24 protein-coding genes are annotated in these 14,683 nt (G+C 69.1%); all 24 read right to left on the bottom strand.

The window, feature by feature from the left end; translation table 11 throughout:
• Window positions 1-131: 131 nt before the first annotated feature.
• The 24 genes from rplQ to rplV all read right to left on the bottom strand — a co-directional run bounded on the left by rplQ (window position 132) and on the right by rplV (window position 14,665).
• Window positions 132-680 carry a 50S ribosomal protein L17 gene (rplQ, locus tag AC3RJ7_RS03125; RefSeq protein ID WP_491454370.1) on the bottom strand — a complete coding sequence of 183 codons (549 nt, stop codon included), beginning with the start codon at window positions 678-680 and terminating at the stop codon, window positions 132-134.
• A 46-nt stretch (window positions 681-726) separates the two neighbouring features.
• Window positions 727-1,713: a DNA-directed RNA polymerase subunit alpha gene (locus tag AC3RJ7_RS03120; RefSeq protein WP_204395444.1), complete on the bottom strand. Its 987-nt coding sequence runs from the start codon at window positions 1,711-1,713 to the stop codon at window positions 727-729.
• A 127-nt stretch (window positions 1,714-1,840) separates the two neighbouring features.
• Entirely contained in the window at window positions 1,841-2,239 is a 399-nt protein-coding gene (rpsK, locus tag AC3RJ7_RS03115) for a 30S ribosomal protein S11 (RefSeq protein ID WP_092668574.1), read from the bottom strand.
• Between the two features lie 32 nt (window positions 2,240-2,271).
• Window positions 2,272-2,652: a 30S ribosomal protein S13 gene (gene rpsM / locus AC3RJ7_RS03110; protein WP_231430112.1), complete on the bottom strand. Its 381-nt coding sequence runs from the start codon at window positions 2,650-2,652 to the stop codon at window positions 2,272-2,274.
• A 158-nt stretch (window positions 2,653-2,810) separates the two neighbouring features.
• Window positions 2,811-2,924 (bottom strand): 50S ribosomal protein L36, encoded by a 114-nt coding sequence (gene rpmJ, locus AC3RJ7_RS03105; RefSeq protein WP_056734976.1) that lies wholly within the window; start codon window positions 2,922-2,924, stop codon window positions 2,811-2,813.
• Window positions 2,925-2,992: 68 nt separating this feature from the next.
• On the bottom strand, window positions 2,993-3,214 hold the full coding sequence (infA, locus tag AC3RJ7_RS03100) for a translation initiation factor IF-1 (protein ID WP_011186713.1): 222 nt from the start codon (window positions 3,212-3,214) through the stop codon (window positions 2,993-2,995).
• Window positions 3,215-3,445: 231 nt separating this feature from the next.
• Entirely contained in the window at window positions 3,446-5,107 is a 1,662-nt protein-coding gene (gene ptsP, locus AC3RJ7_RS03095; protein WP_491454369.1) for a phosphoenolpyruvate--protein phosphotransferase, read from the bottom strand.
• A gap of 89 nt (window positions 5,108-5,196) precedes the next feature.
• Entirely contained in the window at window positions 5,197-6,024 is an 828-nt protein-coding gene (map, locus tag AC3RJ7_RS03090; protein ID WP_491454368.1) for a type I methionyl aminopeptidase, read from the bottom strand.
• Between the two features lie 4 nt (window positions 6,025-6,028).
• A complete protein-coding gene (locus tag AC3RJ7_RS03085; protein WP_491454367.1) occupies window positions 6,029-6,667 on the bottom strand; it encodes an adenylate kinase in 639 nt (212 codons plus the stop codon).
• Window positions 6,664-7,989, bottom strand: coding sequence for a preprotein translocase subunit SecY (gene secY, locus AC3RJ7_RS03080; RefSeq protein WP_491454366.1), 1,326 nt, complete (start codon window positions 7,987-7,989; stop codon window positions 6,664-6,666). Before secY ends, AC3RJ7_RS03085 begins: the two co-directional genes overlap by 4 nt.
• 133 nt (window positions 7,990-8,122) lie before the next feature.
• Entirely contained in the window at window positions 8,123-8,788 is a 666-nt protein-coding gene (gene rplO / locus AC3RJ7_RS03075) for a 50S ribosomal protein L15 (RefSeq protein WP_491454365.1), read from the bottom strand.
• Window positions 8,788-8,973, bottom strand: coding sequence for a 50S ribosomal protein L30 (gene rpmD, locus AC3RJ7_RS03070; protein WP_130353506.1), 186 nt, complete (start codon window positions 8,971-8,973; stop codon window positions 8,788-8,790). Before rpmD ends, rplO begins: the two co-directional genes overlap by 1 nt.
• Entirely contained in the window at window positions 8,973-9,671 is a 699-nt protein-coding gene (gene rpsE / locus AC3RJ7_RS03065; RefSeq protein WP_305038252.1) for a 30S ribosomal protein S5, read from the bottom strand. The genes rpmD and rpsE overlap by 1 nt, the downstream gene beginning before the upstream one ends.
• Window positions 9,668-10,027 (bottom strand): 50S ribosomal protein L18, encoded by a 360-nt coding sequence (gene rplR, locus AC3RJ7_RS03060; protein WP_491454364.1) that lies wholly within the window; start codon window positions 10,025-10,027, stop codon window positions 9,668-9,670. The genes rpsE and rplR overlap by 4 nt, the downstream gene beginning before the upstream one ends.
• Window positions 10,028-10,029: 2 nt before the next feature.
• Window positions 10,030-10,566 carry a 50S ribosomal protein L6 gene (gene rplF / locus AC3RJ7_RS03055; protein WP_491426948.1) on the bottom strand — a complete coding sequence of 179 codons (537 nt, stop codon included), beginning with the start codon at window positions 10,564-10,566 and terminating at the stop codon, window positions 10,030-10,032.
• 6 nt (window positions 10,567-10,572) lie between these two features.
• The gene (gene rpsH / locus AC3RJ7_RS03050; RefSeq protein WP_231430105.1) at window positions 10,573-10,971 is read right to left on the bottom strand and encodes a 30S ribosomal protein S8; all 399 of its coding nucleotides are present in this window, start codon (window positions 10,969-10,971) and stop codon (window positions 10,573-10,575) included.
• Between the two features lie 172 nt (window positions 10,972-11,143).
• Window positions 11,144-11,728 carry a 50S ribosomal protein L5 gene (rplE, locus tag AC3RJ7_RS03045; RefSeq protein WP_491454363.1) on the bottom strand — a complete coding sequence of 195 codons (585 nt, stop codon included), beginning with the start codon at window positions 11,726-11,728 and terminating at the stop codon, window positions 11,144-11,146.
• Entirely contained in the window at window positions 11,728-12,087 is a 360-nt protein-coding gene (gene rplX, locus AC3RJ7_RS03040; RefSeq protein WP_491454362.1) for a 50S ribosomal protein L24, read from the bottom strand. The genes rplE and rplX overlap by 1 nt, the downstream gene beginning before the upstream one ends.
• Before the next feature lie 3 nt (window positions 12,088-12,090).
• The gene (gene rplN / locus AC3RJ7_RS03035) at window positions 12,091-12,459 is read right to left on the bottom strand and encodes a 50S ribosomal protein L14 (protein ID WP_156999952.1); all 369 of its coding nucleotides are present in this window, start codon (window positions 12,457-12,459) and stop codon (window positions 12,091-12,093) included.
• 31 nt (window positions 12,460-12,490) lie between these two features.
• Window positions 12,491-12,796 carry a 30S ribosomal protein S17 gene (rpsQ, locus tag AC3RJ7_RS03030; RefSeq protein ID WP_491454361.1) on the bottom strand — a complete coding sequence of 102 codons (306 nt, stop codon included), beginning with the start codon at window positions 12,794-12,796 and terminating at the stop codon, window positions 12,491-12,493.
• A gap of 2 nt (window positions 12,797-12,798) precedes the next feature.
• Window positions 12,799-13,125 carry a 50S ribosomal protein L29 gene (rpmC, locus tag AC3RJ7_RS03025; RefSeq protein WP_491426944.1) on the bottom strand — a complete coding sequence of 109 codons (327 nt, stop codon included), beginning with the start codon at window positions 13,123-13,125 and terminating at the stop codon, window positions 12,799-12,801.
• The gene (gene rplP / locus AC3RJ7_RS03020) at window positions 13,125-13,544 is read right to left on the bottom strand and encodes a 50S ribosomal protein L16 (protein ID WP_149161171.1); all 420 of its coding nucleotides are present in this window, start codon (window positions 13,542-13,544) and stop codon (window positions 13,125-13,127) included. The genes rpmC and rplP overlap by 1 nt, the downstream gene beginning before the upstream one ends.
• Window positions 13,545-13,547: 3 nt before the next feature.
• Window positions 13,548-14,300: a 30S ribosomal protein S3 gene (gene rpsC, locus AC3RJ7_RS03015; RefSeq protein ID WP_244852819.1), complete on the bottom strand. Its 753-nt coding sequence runs from the start codon at window positions 14,298-14,300 to the stop codon at window positions 13,548-13,550.
• The gene (rplV, locus tag AC3RJ7_RS03010) at window positions 14,300-14,665 is read right to left on the bottom strand and encodes a 50S ribosomal protein L22 (protein ID WP_092668524.1); all 366 of its coding nucleotides are present in this window, start codon (window positions 14,663-14,665) and stop codon (window positions 14,300-14,302) included. The genes rpsC and rplV overlap by 1 nt, the downstream gene beginning before the upstream one ends.
• Window positions 14,666-14,683: the final 18 nt, after the last annotated feature.

Raw genomic sequence — 14,683 nt, 5'->3', positions numbered from 1 at the left:
CGGGCGGAGGGCGTCTCGAGCGTGCGCTCCGTCGTCGGGGCCGGCGCCCGACCGCGACGACGATTCTGGCACAGACGCGAACGGGCCCCCGTGCGCTGTGCACAGGGGCCCGTTCGGCGTGGACGCGAGGCTTACTTGGCCTCGGCGGCCTCCTCGGCGGGAGCCTCGGCCGACTCCTCCGACGCCTCGGCGCCGGCGGCCTCGTCGACCGTGGCCTCGGCCTCGGTCACGACCTCGTCGGCGGCGGTCTCGTCGGCGGCGGGCGCCTCGTCGGCGACCGGCGCGGCGGCGGCCGGCTTGGCGGCGCGCTGCTTCTTCACGACCGGCTCGAGCACGAGCTCGATGACCGCCATGGGCGCGTTGTCGCCCTTGCGGTTGCCGATCTTCGTGATGCGGGTGTAGCCGCCCTCACGGTCGGCGACCTGCGGCGCGATGACCGAGAACAGCTCGTGCACGACGGCCTTGTCGCCGATCACGGCGAGGGCGCGGCGACGGGCGTGCAGGTCGCCGCGCTTCGCGAAGGTGACGAGGCGCTCGGCGAGCGGGCGGAGCCGCTTGGCCTTCGTCTCGGTGGTGGTGATGCTCTTGTGCGTGAAGAGCGCAGCCGCGAGGTTCGCGAGCAGGAGTCGCTCGTGCGCGGGTCCGCCTCCGAGGCGGGGGCCCTTGGTGGGCTTCGGCATGGTTCGTTATCTCCAGGTAGTGAGGGGGTCGGGCAGCCGCAGGGGCTCAGTTCTCGTCGTCGAAGCCCGTGTAGAAGTGGGCACCGTCGAAGCCGGGCACCGAGTCCTTCAGCGACAGGCCCATCTCGGTGAGCTTGTCCTTGACCTCGTCGACCGACTTCTGGCCGAAGTTGCGGATGTTCATGAGCTGCGACTCGCTGAGGGCGACGAGCTCCGACACCGTGTTGATGCCCTCGCGCTTCAGGCAGTTGTAGCTGCGCACCGACAGGTCGAGGTCCTCGATCGGGATCGAGAGCTCGCTCGAGAGCACCGCGTCGACCGGCGCGGGGCCGATCTCGATGCCCTCGGCCGCCGTGTTCAGCTCGCGGGCGAGGCCGAACAGCTCGGTGAGGGTGCGACCGGCCGAGGCGATGGCGTCGCGCGGCGAGATCGCCGGCTTCGTCTCGACGTCGACCACGAGGCGGTCGAAGTCGGTGCGCTCACCGGCACGGGTGGCCTCGACGCGGTACGTGACCTTGAGCACCGGCGAGTAGATCGAGTCGACCGGGATCTGGCCGGCCTCCGAGTACTCGTTGCGGTTCTGCGAGGCCGAGACGTAGCCGCGGCCGCGCTCGATCGTGAGCTCGAGCTCGAACTTCGCCGAGTCGTTGAGCGTCGCGATGACGAGCTCGGGGTTGTGCACCTCGACACCGGCCGGAGCCGAGATGTCGGCGGCGGTGACCTCACCGGCGCCCTGCTTGCGCAGGTAGGCGGTGATGGGCTCGTCGTGCTCGCTGGAGACGACCAGGTTCTTGATGTTGAGGATGATCTCGGTGACATCCTCCTTCACGCCGGGCACCGTCGAGAACTCGTGCAGCACGCCGTCGATGCGGATGCTCGTCACGGCCGCGCCGGGGATCGAGGAGAGGAGGGTACGGCGAAGCGAGTTGCCGAGGGTGTAACCGAAGCCCGGCTCGAGGGGCTCGATCACGAAACGCGAACGGAACTCCGAGATGTTCTCTTCGGTGAGCGTCGGGCGCTGTGCGATCAGCACTGTTGATTCCTTTCGGCAGGGTGTCCGCTATATGACACCTGCGAGGTCGAGGATCTTGAGTTGTGAGAGAACGGATGCCGCGTGGTCGGCCGGAACGGTGTTCCGGCCGACCTCGCGGCGTGGAGAACTAGACGCGGCGGCGCTTCGGCGGGCGGCAGCCGTTGTGCGCCTGGGGCGTCACGTCGTTGATGCTGCCGACCTCGAGGCCTGCGGCCTGGAGCGAGCGGATCGCGGTCTCACGGCCCGAGCCGGGGCCCTTGACGAACACGTCGACCTTCTTCATGCCGTGCTCCTGCGCCTGGCGCGCGGCCGACTCGGCGGCGAGCTGCGCGGCGAACGGGGTCGACTTGCGCGAGCCCTTGAAGCCCACGCCGCCCGAGGAGGCCCAGCTGATCACGGCACCGGTGGTGTCGGTGATCGAGACGATCGTGTTGTTGAACGTCGACTTGATGTGGGCCTGGCCCACGGCGATGTTCTTCTTTTCCTTCTTGCGCGGCTTGCGAGTAGCCGCCTTGGGTGCTGCCATGTGTGAAATCTCCTAGAACTGGCGACGAGCGGTTACTTGCGGCCGGGCTTCTTCTTGCCGGCGACGGTGCGCTTCGGGCCCTTGCGGGTACGAGCGTTGGTCTTGGTGCGCTGACCGCGGACCGGGAGGCCGCGGCGGTGGCGCAGGCCCTCGTACGAGCCGATCTCGACCTTGCGGCGGATGTCGGCGGCCACCTCGCGGCGGAGGTCGCCCTCGACCTTGAAGTTGCCCTCGATGTAGTCGCGGAGGGCGACGAGCTGGTCGTCGGTGAGGTCCTTCACGCGGATGTTGCCGTCGATGCCGGTCTCCGCGAGGGTCGTCAGCGCGCGAGTGCGGCCGACGCCGTAGATGTACGTCAGTGCGATCTCCACGCGCTTCTCGCGCGGGATGTCGACTCCTGCCAGACGTGCCATGTGTTGGCTTCTCCTGTTTCGAAGTGGAGGTGTGGAGCACTGCCGGTGCCCGGGCCTCCGTCCCGAGGTGTCCCCCGCACGAGCGGGTTCTGGCAGTGCCGATTCGTATTCAGTTGTGTGCTTCGGGGCGCGCACGCGGCGCGCCCCGCGTCGTGCGACTAGCCCTGGCGCTGCTTGTGGCGCGGGTTCTCGCAGATGACCATCACGCGGCCGTGGCGGCGGATGACCTTGCACTTGTCGCAGATGCGCTTGACGCTGGGGTTGACCTTCACAGTGGTTCCTCTTGGATCGCTGTCCTCGTACCCGCGGGGTGCCGCGGGCCGTTACTTTCCGGCAGCCCTTACTTGTAGCGGTAGACGATGCGGCCGCGCGTCAGGTCGTACGGGCTCAGCTCCACGATCACGCGGTCCTCGGGGAGGATGCGGATGTAGTGCTGGCGCATCTTTCCTGAGATGTGCGCGAGGACCTTGTGACCGTTGGTCAACTCGACCCGGAACATCGCGTTCGGGAGAGCCTCGATGACCGAGCCTTCGATCTCGATGACGCCGTCTTTCTTGGCCATAGCCTCACTATCGCTTGGAGTGTTGGGATGCTGGTCGTGCGATGATGCTGCACGCGGCACCGCGGCCGACCCGTGTCGCCGGCCGTTGGACCGGTTCGTCGGGCACGCCGAGGCAGGCGGGCAGAACACCAAGGGTCAACTTTAGGACATTTCCGCCGATTTCGCCAGTCGAGACCGGTCCGGCCCCGACCTCGGTCCCACGGGCGAACGACCGGATGCCTCGGCCGAGCGTCACCCGCCCGTGAACGCGGCCTCGTCGGCCGCCGCGGCACGGGCCGTCGCGGCGTCTTCCGCGCGGAGCGCGGCGCGGGCGATGCGCCGCGCATCCGCCCCGGACACCCGGGCGAGAGCGGCGCGCACCCCCGCGAGCGCCGACGACGACATCGACAGGCTCGTCGCGCCGAGCCCCACGAGCACGACGGCGAGCAGCGGGTCGGCGGCCGCCTCGCCGCACACGCCGACGGGCCGCCCCAAGGCGGCCCCGGCCTCGCCGACCTCGCCGATGAGCCGGAGCACCGCGGGATGCCACGGGTCCTGCAGCTCCGCGGCGCCGGACAGCTCGCGGTCGGCGGCCATCGTGTACTGCGTGAGGTCGTTGGTGCCGATCGAGGCGAAGTCGACGGCGGCCAGCACCTGCCGGGCGGTGAGGGCGGCCGACGGCACCTCGATCATGACCCCCGCCGTCGGCAGGCCGGCCTCGCGCACCATCGCCGCGAAGTAGCGCGCCTCCTCCGCGGTCGCGACCATGGGCGCCATGACCTCGAGGCGCACCGGGTGCACGGCCGCGGCGGCGGCGAGGGCGGCCAACTGGTCCCGGAGCACGGGCTCGGCCCGTCGCAGCGCCCTGAGGCCGCGCACGCCGAGTGCCGGATTCTCCTCGTGCCGCGCTCCGAGGAAGGCCAGCGGCTTGTCGGCTCCGGCGTCGAGCACCCGCACCACGACGCGCCGGCCCTCGAACGCCGCGAAGAGCGTCTCGTACGCCGCCTGCTGCTCGTCCCGGGACGGCGCTCGCCCGGCGTCGAGGAAGAGGAACTCGGTGCGGAAGAGCCCGACGCCCTCGGCCCCGAGCCGCAACGCGTCCGCCGCGCCGGCGGGATCGCCGAGGTTCGCGAGGAGCGGCAGGGCCGTTCCGTCGGCCAGACGGCCGGGGGCGGCGGGAGCGGCCGCCTCGTCGGCGAGCCGCGCACGGCGCTCGGCTGCGGCGTCCAGGACCCGGGGATCGGGGTCGCGCACGACCCGGCCGCCGTCCGCGTCGACGACGACCGTCTCGCCCTCGACGAGCGACACCGCGGCGCCGGCGCCGACGACCGCGACGAGCCCCTTCTCCCGTGCCAGGATCGCCGTGTGCGAGGTCGCCCCGCCCTCGACGGTCACGATCGCGAGCACGCTGGCGAGGTCGAGCGTCGCGGTGTCGGCGGGCGCCAGCTCGCGCGCGACCAGCACGTACGGATGGCCCGGATCGGGTACGCCCGGCGCGGCTTCGCCGCTCAGCTCGGCGATGACCCGGTGCGCCAGGTCCTCGAGGTCGTTCGCCCGCTCGGCGAGGTAGCCGCCCATGCCCGCGAGCAGGTCGCGATAGCCGGCGAACGCATCGAACACCGCGCGCTCGGCCGTCGTCCCGGCCGCGAGCCGCTCGGCGACGCTCGCGTGCACCGCCGGATCCTCGAGGATGAGCGCCTGCGCTTCGAGCACGTCGTGGGCGGCCCCATCGGTCGCGGCAGAACGTCGTCGGAGCTCGGCGGCGACGGCCGCGGCCGCTGCTTCGGCGCGCACGAGCTCCGCGTCGCGACCGATCGCGCTCGGCGCCGACGAGGGTTCGGGCGGCGGCGGAGACATCCACGCGACCGGACCGACCGCGACGCCCCGACCGATGCCGGTCCCGATGATCTCCATCTGCGCAACCCCCGGTTCGAGTTGTCGGGGACCGCCGCGAGGTGCTCCCCCGTTCACCCTATCCCCGTGCACGGGAGGCCTCAGGCCGATCAGGCGAGCGGCGTGGGGACGACGCCGAACGGGGCGAGGCCCGCCGCACCGCCGTCCTCGGCGGTCAGCACCCAGATGCCCCCGGCGTGCACCGCGACGCTGTGCTCCCAGTGGGCGGCGTCGGCGCCGTCGGCGGTCGTCACCGTCCAGTCGTCGTCGCGTACGAACGTGTCGACCGCGCCGGCGACGAGCATCGGCTCGATCGCGACGACGAGGCCGGGCTTGATCGCGGGCCCCTTCCGATCGACCCGGTAGTTGAACACCGGCGGCTCCTCGTGCATCTGGCGGCCGATGCCGTGGCCGACGTAGTCGGTGAGGATGCCGTACTCGCCCTCGCCGCGGACGTAGTCCTCGATCGCGGCGCCGACCTCGTTGAGGTGCGACGCCCGGGCGAGCGTCGCGATGCCGTGCCAGAGCGCGGTCTCGGTCACCCGCGAGAGCTCCTCGCGCGCGGCGACGATCTCGGGCCGGGCCGGGTCGGGGATGACGACGCTGAACGCCGAATCGCCGTTCCATCCGCCCACGTCGGCGCCGCCGTCGACCGAGACGAGATCGCCCGGCCGGAACGGGCGGTCACCGGGGATGCCGTGCACCACGTCGTCGTTCACGGAGACGCACAGCGTGTGCCGGTAGCCCGGCACGAGCTTGAAGTTCGATCGACCGCCCGCCTCGACGATCACCCGTTCGGCGGCGGCGTCGAGCTCGAGCCCCGTCGCGCCGGGCACGACCCGTCGACGGGCCTCGTCGAGGGCCGTCGCCGTCGCGCGGCCGGCGGCGACCATCGCGCGGAGGTCGGCGGGCGACTTGTAGATCGACCGGCGGAACACGCGATCAGGCCGCGGCGCCGGGGTGGCGCGGAGCGAGCCCGCGAGCCGCGAGCGCCTCGAAGATGCGCGCCGTCACGTCGGCGAGGGCGCCGACGCCGTCGATCCGCACGACGAGCCCGCGAGCGCGGTACACGTCGAGGATCGGCGCGGTCTCGCGCTCGTAGATCGCCAGGCGGTTCGCGATGACCTCCTCCGTGTCGTCGGTGCGCCCCTGCTCGACCGCGCGCTGGTGGATGCGCGCGATCGACTCGTCGCGCGGCACCTCGAGCTCGATGACGGCGTCGATCGACTCGCCGCGGGCGCCGAGGAACGCGTCGAGGTCGTCGACCTGGCCCCGGTTGCGGGGGTAGCCGTCGAGGACGAACCCGTGCGAGGCATCCGCCTGCTGGAGACGGTCGCGCACGAGCTCGCTCGTCAGCGCGTCCGGCACCAGGTCGCCGGCCTCGATGATCGCCTGCACGCGCTTGCCGAGCTCGGTGCCGCCCGCGACGTTCGCGCGGAAGATGTCGCCCGTCGCGACCTGGGGCACCCCGTACGCCGCCGCGACGAGCACGCCCTGCGTCCCCTTGCCGGAGCCCTGCGGACCGACGATCAGGAAGCGGGCAGAGCTGGCGGCGGTGCCGTTCGAGGCGGCTGGCGTCATCGGAGAAGTCCTTCGTAGTGTCGCTGCTGGAGTTGGGCGTCGATCTGCTTGACCGTCTCGAGGCCGACGCCGACGATGATGAGGATCGAGGCGCCGCCGAACGGGAAGTTCTGGTTCGCCCCCACCGCCACGAACGCGATGAGCGGGATGAGCGCGATGAGGCCCAGGTAGATCGAGCCGGGCGCCGTGATGCGCGTGAGCACGTAGTCGAGGTACTCGGCGGTGGGGCGGCCCGCACGGATGCCGGGGATGAAGCCGCCGTACTTCTTCATGTTCTCCGACACCTCGTCGGGGTTGAAGGTGATCGCGACGTAGAAGTACGTGAACCCGACGATGAGCAGGAAGTACAGCAGCATGTAGAGCGGGTGGTCGCCCTTCGTCAGGTAGTTCGTGATCCACACGACCCAGGCCTGCGGCTCCTCGCCCTGCTGGGGCTGGTTGAACTGCGCGATGAGCGCGGGCAGGTAGAGCAGCGACGAGGCGAAGATGACGGGCACGACGCCGGCCATGTTGACCTTGATCGGGATGTACGTGTTGTTGCCGCCGTACGTGCGCCGGCCGACCATCCGCTTGGCGTACTGCACGGGGATGCGTCGCTGCGACTGCTCGACGAACACGACCGCGACGACGATCGCGAGGCCGATGAGGACCACGATCGCGAAGACGTCCCAGCCGCGCGCGATGCCGATCGCCCAGAGCGAGCCGGGGAACGTCGCGGCGATCGACGTGAAGATGAGCAGCGACATGCCGTTGCCGATGCCGCGCTCGGTGATGAGCTCGCCCATCCACATGATGAGGCCGGTGCCGGCGGTCATCGTGATGACCATGAGGAGGATGGCGTACCAGGCGTCGTTCGTGATCAGGGCCGAGCACGCGGGGTCGGCGGTCGGGAAGAGCGCACCGGAGCGGGCGACCGTGATGAGCGTCGTGGACTGGAGCACGCCGAGGGCGATCGTGAGGTAGCGGGTGTACTGCGTGAGCTTCGCCTGGCCCGCCTGGCCCTCCTTGTAGAGGGTCTCGAAGTGGGGGATCACGACGCGCAGCAGCTGCACGATGATCGACGCCGTGATGTACGGCATGATGCCGAGGGCGAAGACCGAGAGCTGCAGCAGGGCGCCGCCCGAGAACAGGTTCACGAGGTCGTAGAGCCCCGAGGCGCCGGCGGCCGCGTTGGCCGCGAGGCACTGCTGCACGTTGCCGAAGTCGACGAACGGCGCGGGGATGAAGGATCCGAGCCGGAACAGGGCCACGATGCCCAGCGTGAACCCGAGCTTGCGGCGAAGATCCGGCGTGCGGAAGATCCGCCCGATGGCGTTGAACACTCGTCCTCCTGTTGCTCCGCGCTGTGCGCCGGTGCGGCGCGCGGAGTTGAATGGTTATACGACTCGAGCCAGTCGAGACCCCGCTTATCCTACGCGAGGTCCCGACTGGCTCGAACCAATCGTGGTGCCGGCCTTACTTGACCGAGCCGCCGGCGGCGACGATCTTCTGCTCGGCCGAGCCGGAGACCTTGTCGACCGCCACGTTGAGCTTGACCTGCAGGTCGCCGTTGCCGAGCACCTTGACGCGCTCGTTCTTGCGCACGGCGCCCTTCTCGACGAGGTCGGCGACGGTGACGTCGCCGCCCTTCGGGTAGAGCTCGGCGAGCTTGTCCAGGTTCACCACCTGGTACTCGACGCGGAACGGGTTCTTGAAGCCGCGGAGCTTCGGCGCACGCATGTGGTACGGAAGCTGGCCGCCCTCGAAGCCGGGGCGCACCGTGTTGCGGGCCTTCGTGCCCTTGGTGCCGCGACCGGCGGTCTTGCCCTTCGAGCCCTCACCGCGACCGACGCGGGTCTTGTCCTTCTTGGCACCGGGCGCCGGGCGCAGGTGGTGCACCTTCAGGACCTGCTCGCGCTTCTCCGCGACGTCGGCCTTGGGGGCCGCCTTCTTCGCGGGAGCCTTCTTCGCAGGCGCCTTCTCGGCCTTCGCGTCGTCGGCCTTGGCGGCAGCGGCCTTCGCCGGAGCCTTCTTCGCAGGAGCCTTCTCGGCCGGAGCCTTGTCGGCGGCCGCCTTGGCGGGCGCCTTCTTGGCCGGAGCCTTCTTCGGGGTCTCCTCGGCGACGTTCTTCTCGTCAGCCATTAGTCAATCTCCTCAACCTTCACGAGGTGGGCGACGGTCTTGACGTAGCCGCGGTTCTGCGGGGTGTCGTCGCGGACGACCGAGTCGCCGATGCGCTTGAGACCGAGGCTGCGCAGCGTGTCGCGCTGGTACTGCTTCTCGCTCACCTTGGACTTGATCTGGGTCACCTTGAGCTGCTTGGCCATCAGGCACCTGCCTTCGCTGCTGCAGCGGCCTCGGCCGCCTGTGCCTCGGCACGGATGAGACGGGCCGGGGCGACCTCGTCGTAGTCGAGACCACGACGGGCGGCGACGGCACGGGGCTCCTCGAGCTGCTTCAGCGACTCGACCGTGGCGTGCACGATGTTGATCGTGTTCGACGAACCGAGCGACTTCGACAGCACGTCGTGGATACCCGCGCACTCGAGCACGGCGCGAACCGGACCACCGGCGATGACACCGGTACCGGGAGCGGCCGGACGCAGGAGCACGACACCGGCAGCGGCCTCGCCCTGCACGGGGTGCGGGATCGTGGTGCCGACGCGCGGGACGCGGAAGAAGTTCTTCTTCGCCTCCTCGACGCCCTTCGAGATCGCGGTCGGGACCTCGCGCGCCTTGCCGTAGCCGACGCCGACGAGACCGTTGCCGTCACCCACGACGACGAGCGCCGTGAAGCTGAAGCGACGGCCGCCCTTGACGACCTTCGACACGCGGTTGATGGTGACGACGCGCTCGAGGAACTGGCTCTTCTCGGCGTCACGGCCGCCGCGGTCGCGGCCGCCCTGGTTGCGGTCGCGGCCGCCACGGCGCGAGTCGCGCTCGTTGCGGGCCGGCTCCGAAGCCGCAGCCGTCTCGACGGGTGCCTCTGCGGTCACCTCGGTCTCCTTCACAGTGTTCTCGCTCACAGGCTCAGCCCTGCCTCTCGCGCTCCATCGGCGATCGCGGCGACGCGACCGGCGTACTTGTTGCCGCCGCGGTCGAACACGACCGCCTCGATGCCGGCCTGCTTGGCGCGCTCGGCGACGAGCTCGCCGACCTTCTTCGCCTTGGCGGTCTTGTCACCGTCGAACGTGCGGAGGTCGGCCTCCATGGTCGACGCCGACGCGACGGTGTGACCCTTGGCGTCGTCGACGATCTGCACGAAGACGTGGCGGGCCGAACGGGTGACGACGAGACGGGGGCGGACCTCCGTGCCGACGATCTTCTTGCGAAGGCGGGTGTGGCGACGCGAGCGCGCAGCCGTCTTGCTCTTCACGGCCATGATTACTTACCAGCCTTTCCGGCCTTGCGACGCACGACCTCGCCGGCGTAGCGGATGCCCTTGCCCTTGTACGGCTCGGGCTTCTTGATCTTGCGGATGTTCGCGGCGGTCTCGCCGACGGCCTGCTTCGAGATGCCCGCGACCGTGAGCTTGTTGTTGCCCTCGACGGTCAGGGTGATGCCGGCCGGCGCCTCGACGGTCACGGGGTGCGAGAAGCCGAGCGCGAACTCGACCGCGCTGCCCTTCTGCGCGACGCGGTAACCGGTGCCGACGATCTCGAGGCCCTTGGAGTAGCCCTGGGTCACGCCGATGATGTCGTTGGCGATGAGCGTGCGGGTGAGGCCGTGCAGCGAACGCGAGGCGCGCTCGTCGTCGGGACGGGTCACGACGACCTGGTTCTCCTCGACCTTGGCCACGATGGGGGCGGCGACGGTGAGCGCGAGCTCACCCTTCGGGCCCTTGACGGTCACATCCTGGCCGTCGATCGTCACGGTGACGCCGGCGGGGATGTCGATGGGAAGTCGTCCAATACGCGACATAGCTGATTACCACACGTAGGCGAGGACTTCCCCACCCACGCCCTTCTTCTCGGCCTGGCGGTCGGTGAGCAGACCGCTGGAAGTGGACAGGATCGCGACGCCGAGGCCGCCGAGCACCTTGGGCAGCTCGGTCGACTTCGCGTAGACGCGGAGGCCGGGCTTCGAGACGCGCTTGATACCGGCGATCGAGCGCTCGCGGTTCGGGCCGAACTTGAGCTTCAGCGTGAGGGTCTTGCCCACGCGAGCGTCCGCGACCTCGAAGTCGGCGATGTAGCCCTCGGTCTTGAGGATCTCAGCGATGTGCCCCTTGAGCTTCGAGTGGGGCATCGACACGGAGTCGTGGTGTGCGGAGTTCGCGTTCCGCAGACGGGTCAGCATGTCAGCGACCGGGTCGGTCATCGTCATGACGATTCGTTCCTTACGTTCACCAGGTTTCAGGACCCGTTACACGGGGACTGACCTGTGGTGGTGGTCTCAGCGGTTGCATGAGACCGGATGTCCCGGGCCGGCCGGCTCCCGATGGTTCGAGAGCCGGCGGGCGCGAGCACAAACTCGTAGATCCTACTACACGTAGGACTTACGCTGCGTCGACCTGCTTGAACGGGAAGCCGAGCGCCTTGAGCAGCGCACGACCCTCGTCGTCGGTCTTGGCGGTGGTCACCACGGTGATGTCCATGCCGCGGACGCGGTCGATCTTGTCCTGGTCGATCTCGTGGAAGACGCTCTGCTCCGTGAGGCCGAAGGTGTAGTTGCCGTGGCCGTCGAACTGCTGGTCGCTGAGGCCGCGGAAGTCGCGGATGCGGGGCAGTGCGAGCGAGAGCAGGCGGTCGAGGAACTCCCACATGCGGTCGCCGCGGAGCGTCACGTGCGCACCGATCGGCTGACCCTCGCGCAGCTTGAACTGCGCGATCGACTTGCGGGCCTTGGTCACCTGCGGCTTCTGGCCGGTGATCTTCGTGAGGTCGGCGATCGCGCCGTCGATGACCTTGCCATCGCGGGCGGCCTCGCCGACACCCATGTTCACGACGATCTTCACGAGGCCGGGCACCTGGTGCGGGTTCGAGTACTCGAACTGCTCGGTGAGGGCCTTGGCGATGTCGCCGCGGTACTTGGTCTTCAGTCGCGGCTGGATTTTGCCAGCCTGCGTTGCCGTGTCGGTCATTACAGGTCCTTACCTGACTTCTTGGCGTAGCGGACGCGGACGGTCTTCGTGACGCCGTCCTTCGTCACCTGCTCGGTGCGGAAGCCGACGCGGGTCGGCTTCTTCGTCTCGGGGTCGACGATCGCGACGTTCGACACGTGGATCGGCGCCTCCTGCGTCTCGATGCCGCCCGTCTTCGTGCCGCGCTGCGTCTGGCCGACGCGAACGTGCTTGGTGACGAAGTTGACGCCCTCGACGATGACGCGGTTCTCGGCGACGAGCACCTCGAGGACCTTGCCCTGCTTGCCGCGGTCGCCGCCGCGAGCCTGGCTGCGGCCCGAGATGACCTGGACGAGGTCGCCCTTCTTGATGTTGGCCATGACTTAGATAACCTCCGGTGCCAGCGAGATGATCTTCATGAACTTCTTGTCGCGAAGCTCGCGACCGACCGGGCCGAAGATACGGGTGCCGCGGGGGTCACCGTCGTTCTTCAGGATGACCGCGGCGTTCTCGTCGAACTTGATGTAGGAGCCGTCAGGACGACGGGTCTCCTTGACGGTGCGGACGATGACGGCCTTGACGACGTCGCCCTTCTTGACGTTGCCACCGGGGATCGCGTCCTTGACGGTCGCGACGATGACGTCACCGAGGCCGGCGTAGCGCCGCTTCGAGCCGCCGAGCACGCGAATGGTGAGCAGCTCCTTGGCGCCGGTGTTGTCGGCGACCTTGACTCGTGATTCCTGCTGAAGCACTTCGAACTCCTTCTATAAGCAAGCCCGAGGCTTACTTGGCCTTCTCGACGATCTCGACGAGACGCCAGCGCTTCGTGGCGGAAAGGGGACGGGTCTCGCTGATCACGACGAGGTCGCCGATGCCGGCGGTGTTCAGCTCGTCGTGCGCCTTGACCTTGGACGAGCGTCGCATGACCTTGCCGTAGAGCGGGTGCTTCACGCGGTCCTCGACCTCGACGACGATGGTCTTGTCCATCTTGTCGCTGACGACGTAGCCGCGGCGGACCTTGCGGTACGGGCGCTGCTCGGCGGTCTCGACCTCGGCGACCTCGGCCGCAGCCTTCTTGGTCTCAGCCATGATCAGGCCTCCTTCGTCTCAGCGGCCTCGGCCGAAGCATCCGCCTCGGCCTTGGCCTTCTTCGTCTTCTTCTCGGCCTTGGCGGGAGCCGCCTCGACCGGTGCGGGAGTGGCACGGATGCCGAGCTCGCGCTCACGGATGACCGTGTAGATGCGGGCGATGTCGCGCTTGACGGCCTTCAGGCGGCCGTGGCTCTCGAGCTGGCCGGTGGCCGACTGGAAGCGCAGGTTGAACAGCTCTTCCTTGGCCTTCTTCAGCTCGTCGACGAGTCGCTCGTCTTCAAAGGTGTCGAGCTCTGCGGGGCTGAGCTCCTTGGTTCCGACGGCCATTATGCGTCGCCCTCCTCGCGCTTGATGATGCGTGCCTTGAGGGGCAGCTTGTGGATGGCACGGGTCATCGCCTCGCGGGCGAGCTCCTCGGAGACGCCCGAGACCTCGAAGAGGACGCGACCCGGCTTGACGTTGGCGACCCACCACTCGGGCGAACCCTTACCGGAACCCATTCGGGTCTCGGCGGGCTTCTTCGTGAGCGGACGGTCGGGGTAGATGTTGATCCACACCTTGCCGCCACGCTTGATGTGACGCGTCATGGCGATACGAGCGGACTCGATCTGACGGTTGGTCACGTAAGCGGGCGTGAGCGCCTGGATGCCGAACTCACCGAACGACACCTTGGTGCCACCGGTGGCCTGGCCCGAGCGGCCGGGGTGGTGCTGCTTGCGGTACTTGACTCGACGGGGAATCAACATGGTTTACGCCTCAACTCCTGCGGTCGCCGGCTCGGCCTTGGGGGCACGGTCGCGGCGGGGACGGTCGCTGCGGTCGCGCGACGGCTTCTGGGCCGCCTGCTCGCGCGCGAGCTCCTTGTTGGTGATGTCGCCCTTGTAGATCCAGACCTTCACGCCGATGCGGCCGAAGGTGGTCTTGGCCTCGTAGAAGCCGTAGTCGATGTTCGCGCGGAGCGTGTGCAGGGGCACGCGGCCCTCGCGGTAGAACTCCGAGCGGCTCATCTCGGCGCCGCCGAGACGGCCCGACACCTGGATGCGGACACCCTTGGCGCCGGCGCGCTGCGCGCCCTGCAGGCCCTTGCGCATCGCGCGGCGGAACGCCACACGAGCCGAGAGCTGCTCGGCGATGCCCTGCGCGACGAGCTGGGCGTCGGCCTCGGGGTTCTTCACCTCGAGGATGTTGAGCTGGATCTGCTTGCCGGTGAGCTTCTCGAGGTCGGCGCGGATGCGCTCGGCCTCGGCGCCGCGGCGACCGATGACGATGCCGGGACGCGCCGTGTGGATGTCCACGCGGACGCGGTCGCGGGTGCGCTCGATCTCGATGCGCGAGACACCGGCGCGGTCGAGCGACGTCTGGAGCAGGCGACGGATCTTGACATCCTCGGCGAGGTAGTCGGCGTAGCGCTGACCGGGCTTCGTCGAGTCGGAGAACCACCGCGACACGTGGTCGGTGGTGATGCCGAGACGGAAGCCGTACGGGTTGACCTTCTGACCCATTACTTCGTACCCTCCTCGGGCGTGCCGAGCACGATGGTGATGTGGCTCGTGCGCTTGTTGATGCGGAAGGCACGGCCCTGCGCGCGCGGCTGGAATCGCTTGAGGGTCGTGCCCTCGTCGACGAATGCCGTCTTCACGTAGAGGTCCTGCTCGTCCAGGTAGGTGTTCGTGGCATCGGCCTTGACGCGAGCGTTCGCGATGGCCGAGGCGACGAGCTTGTACACGGGCTCGCTCGCACCCTGCGGGGCGAACTTCAGGATGGCGAGCGCCTCCTGAGCCTGCTTGCCGCGGATCAGGTTGACGACGCGGCGGGCCTTCATGGGGGTCACGCGGATGTGTCGCACGCGTGCGATCGACTCCACCATTTCTTTCCTCCTTCACAC

Source organism: Agromyces solani (assembly GCF_058349925.1).
This window is presented reverse-complemented; position numbering and strand designations above follow the sequence as displayed.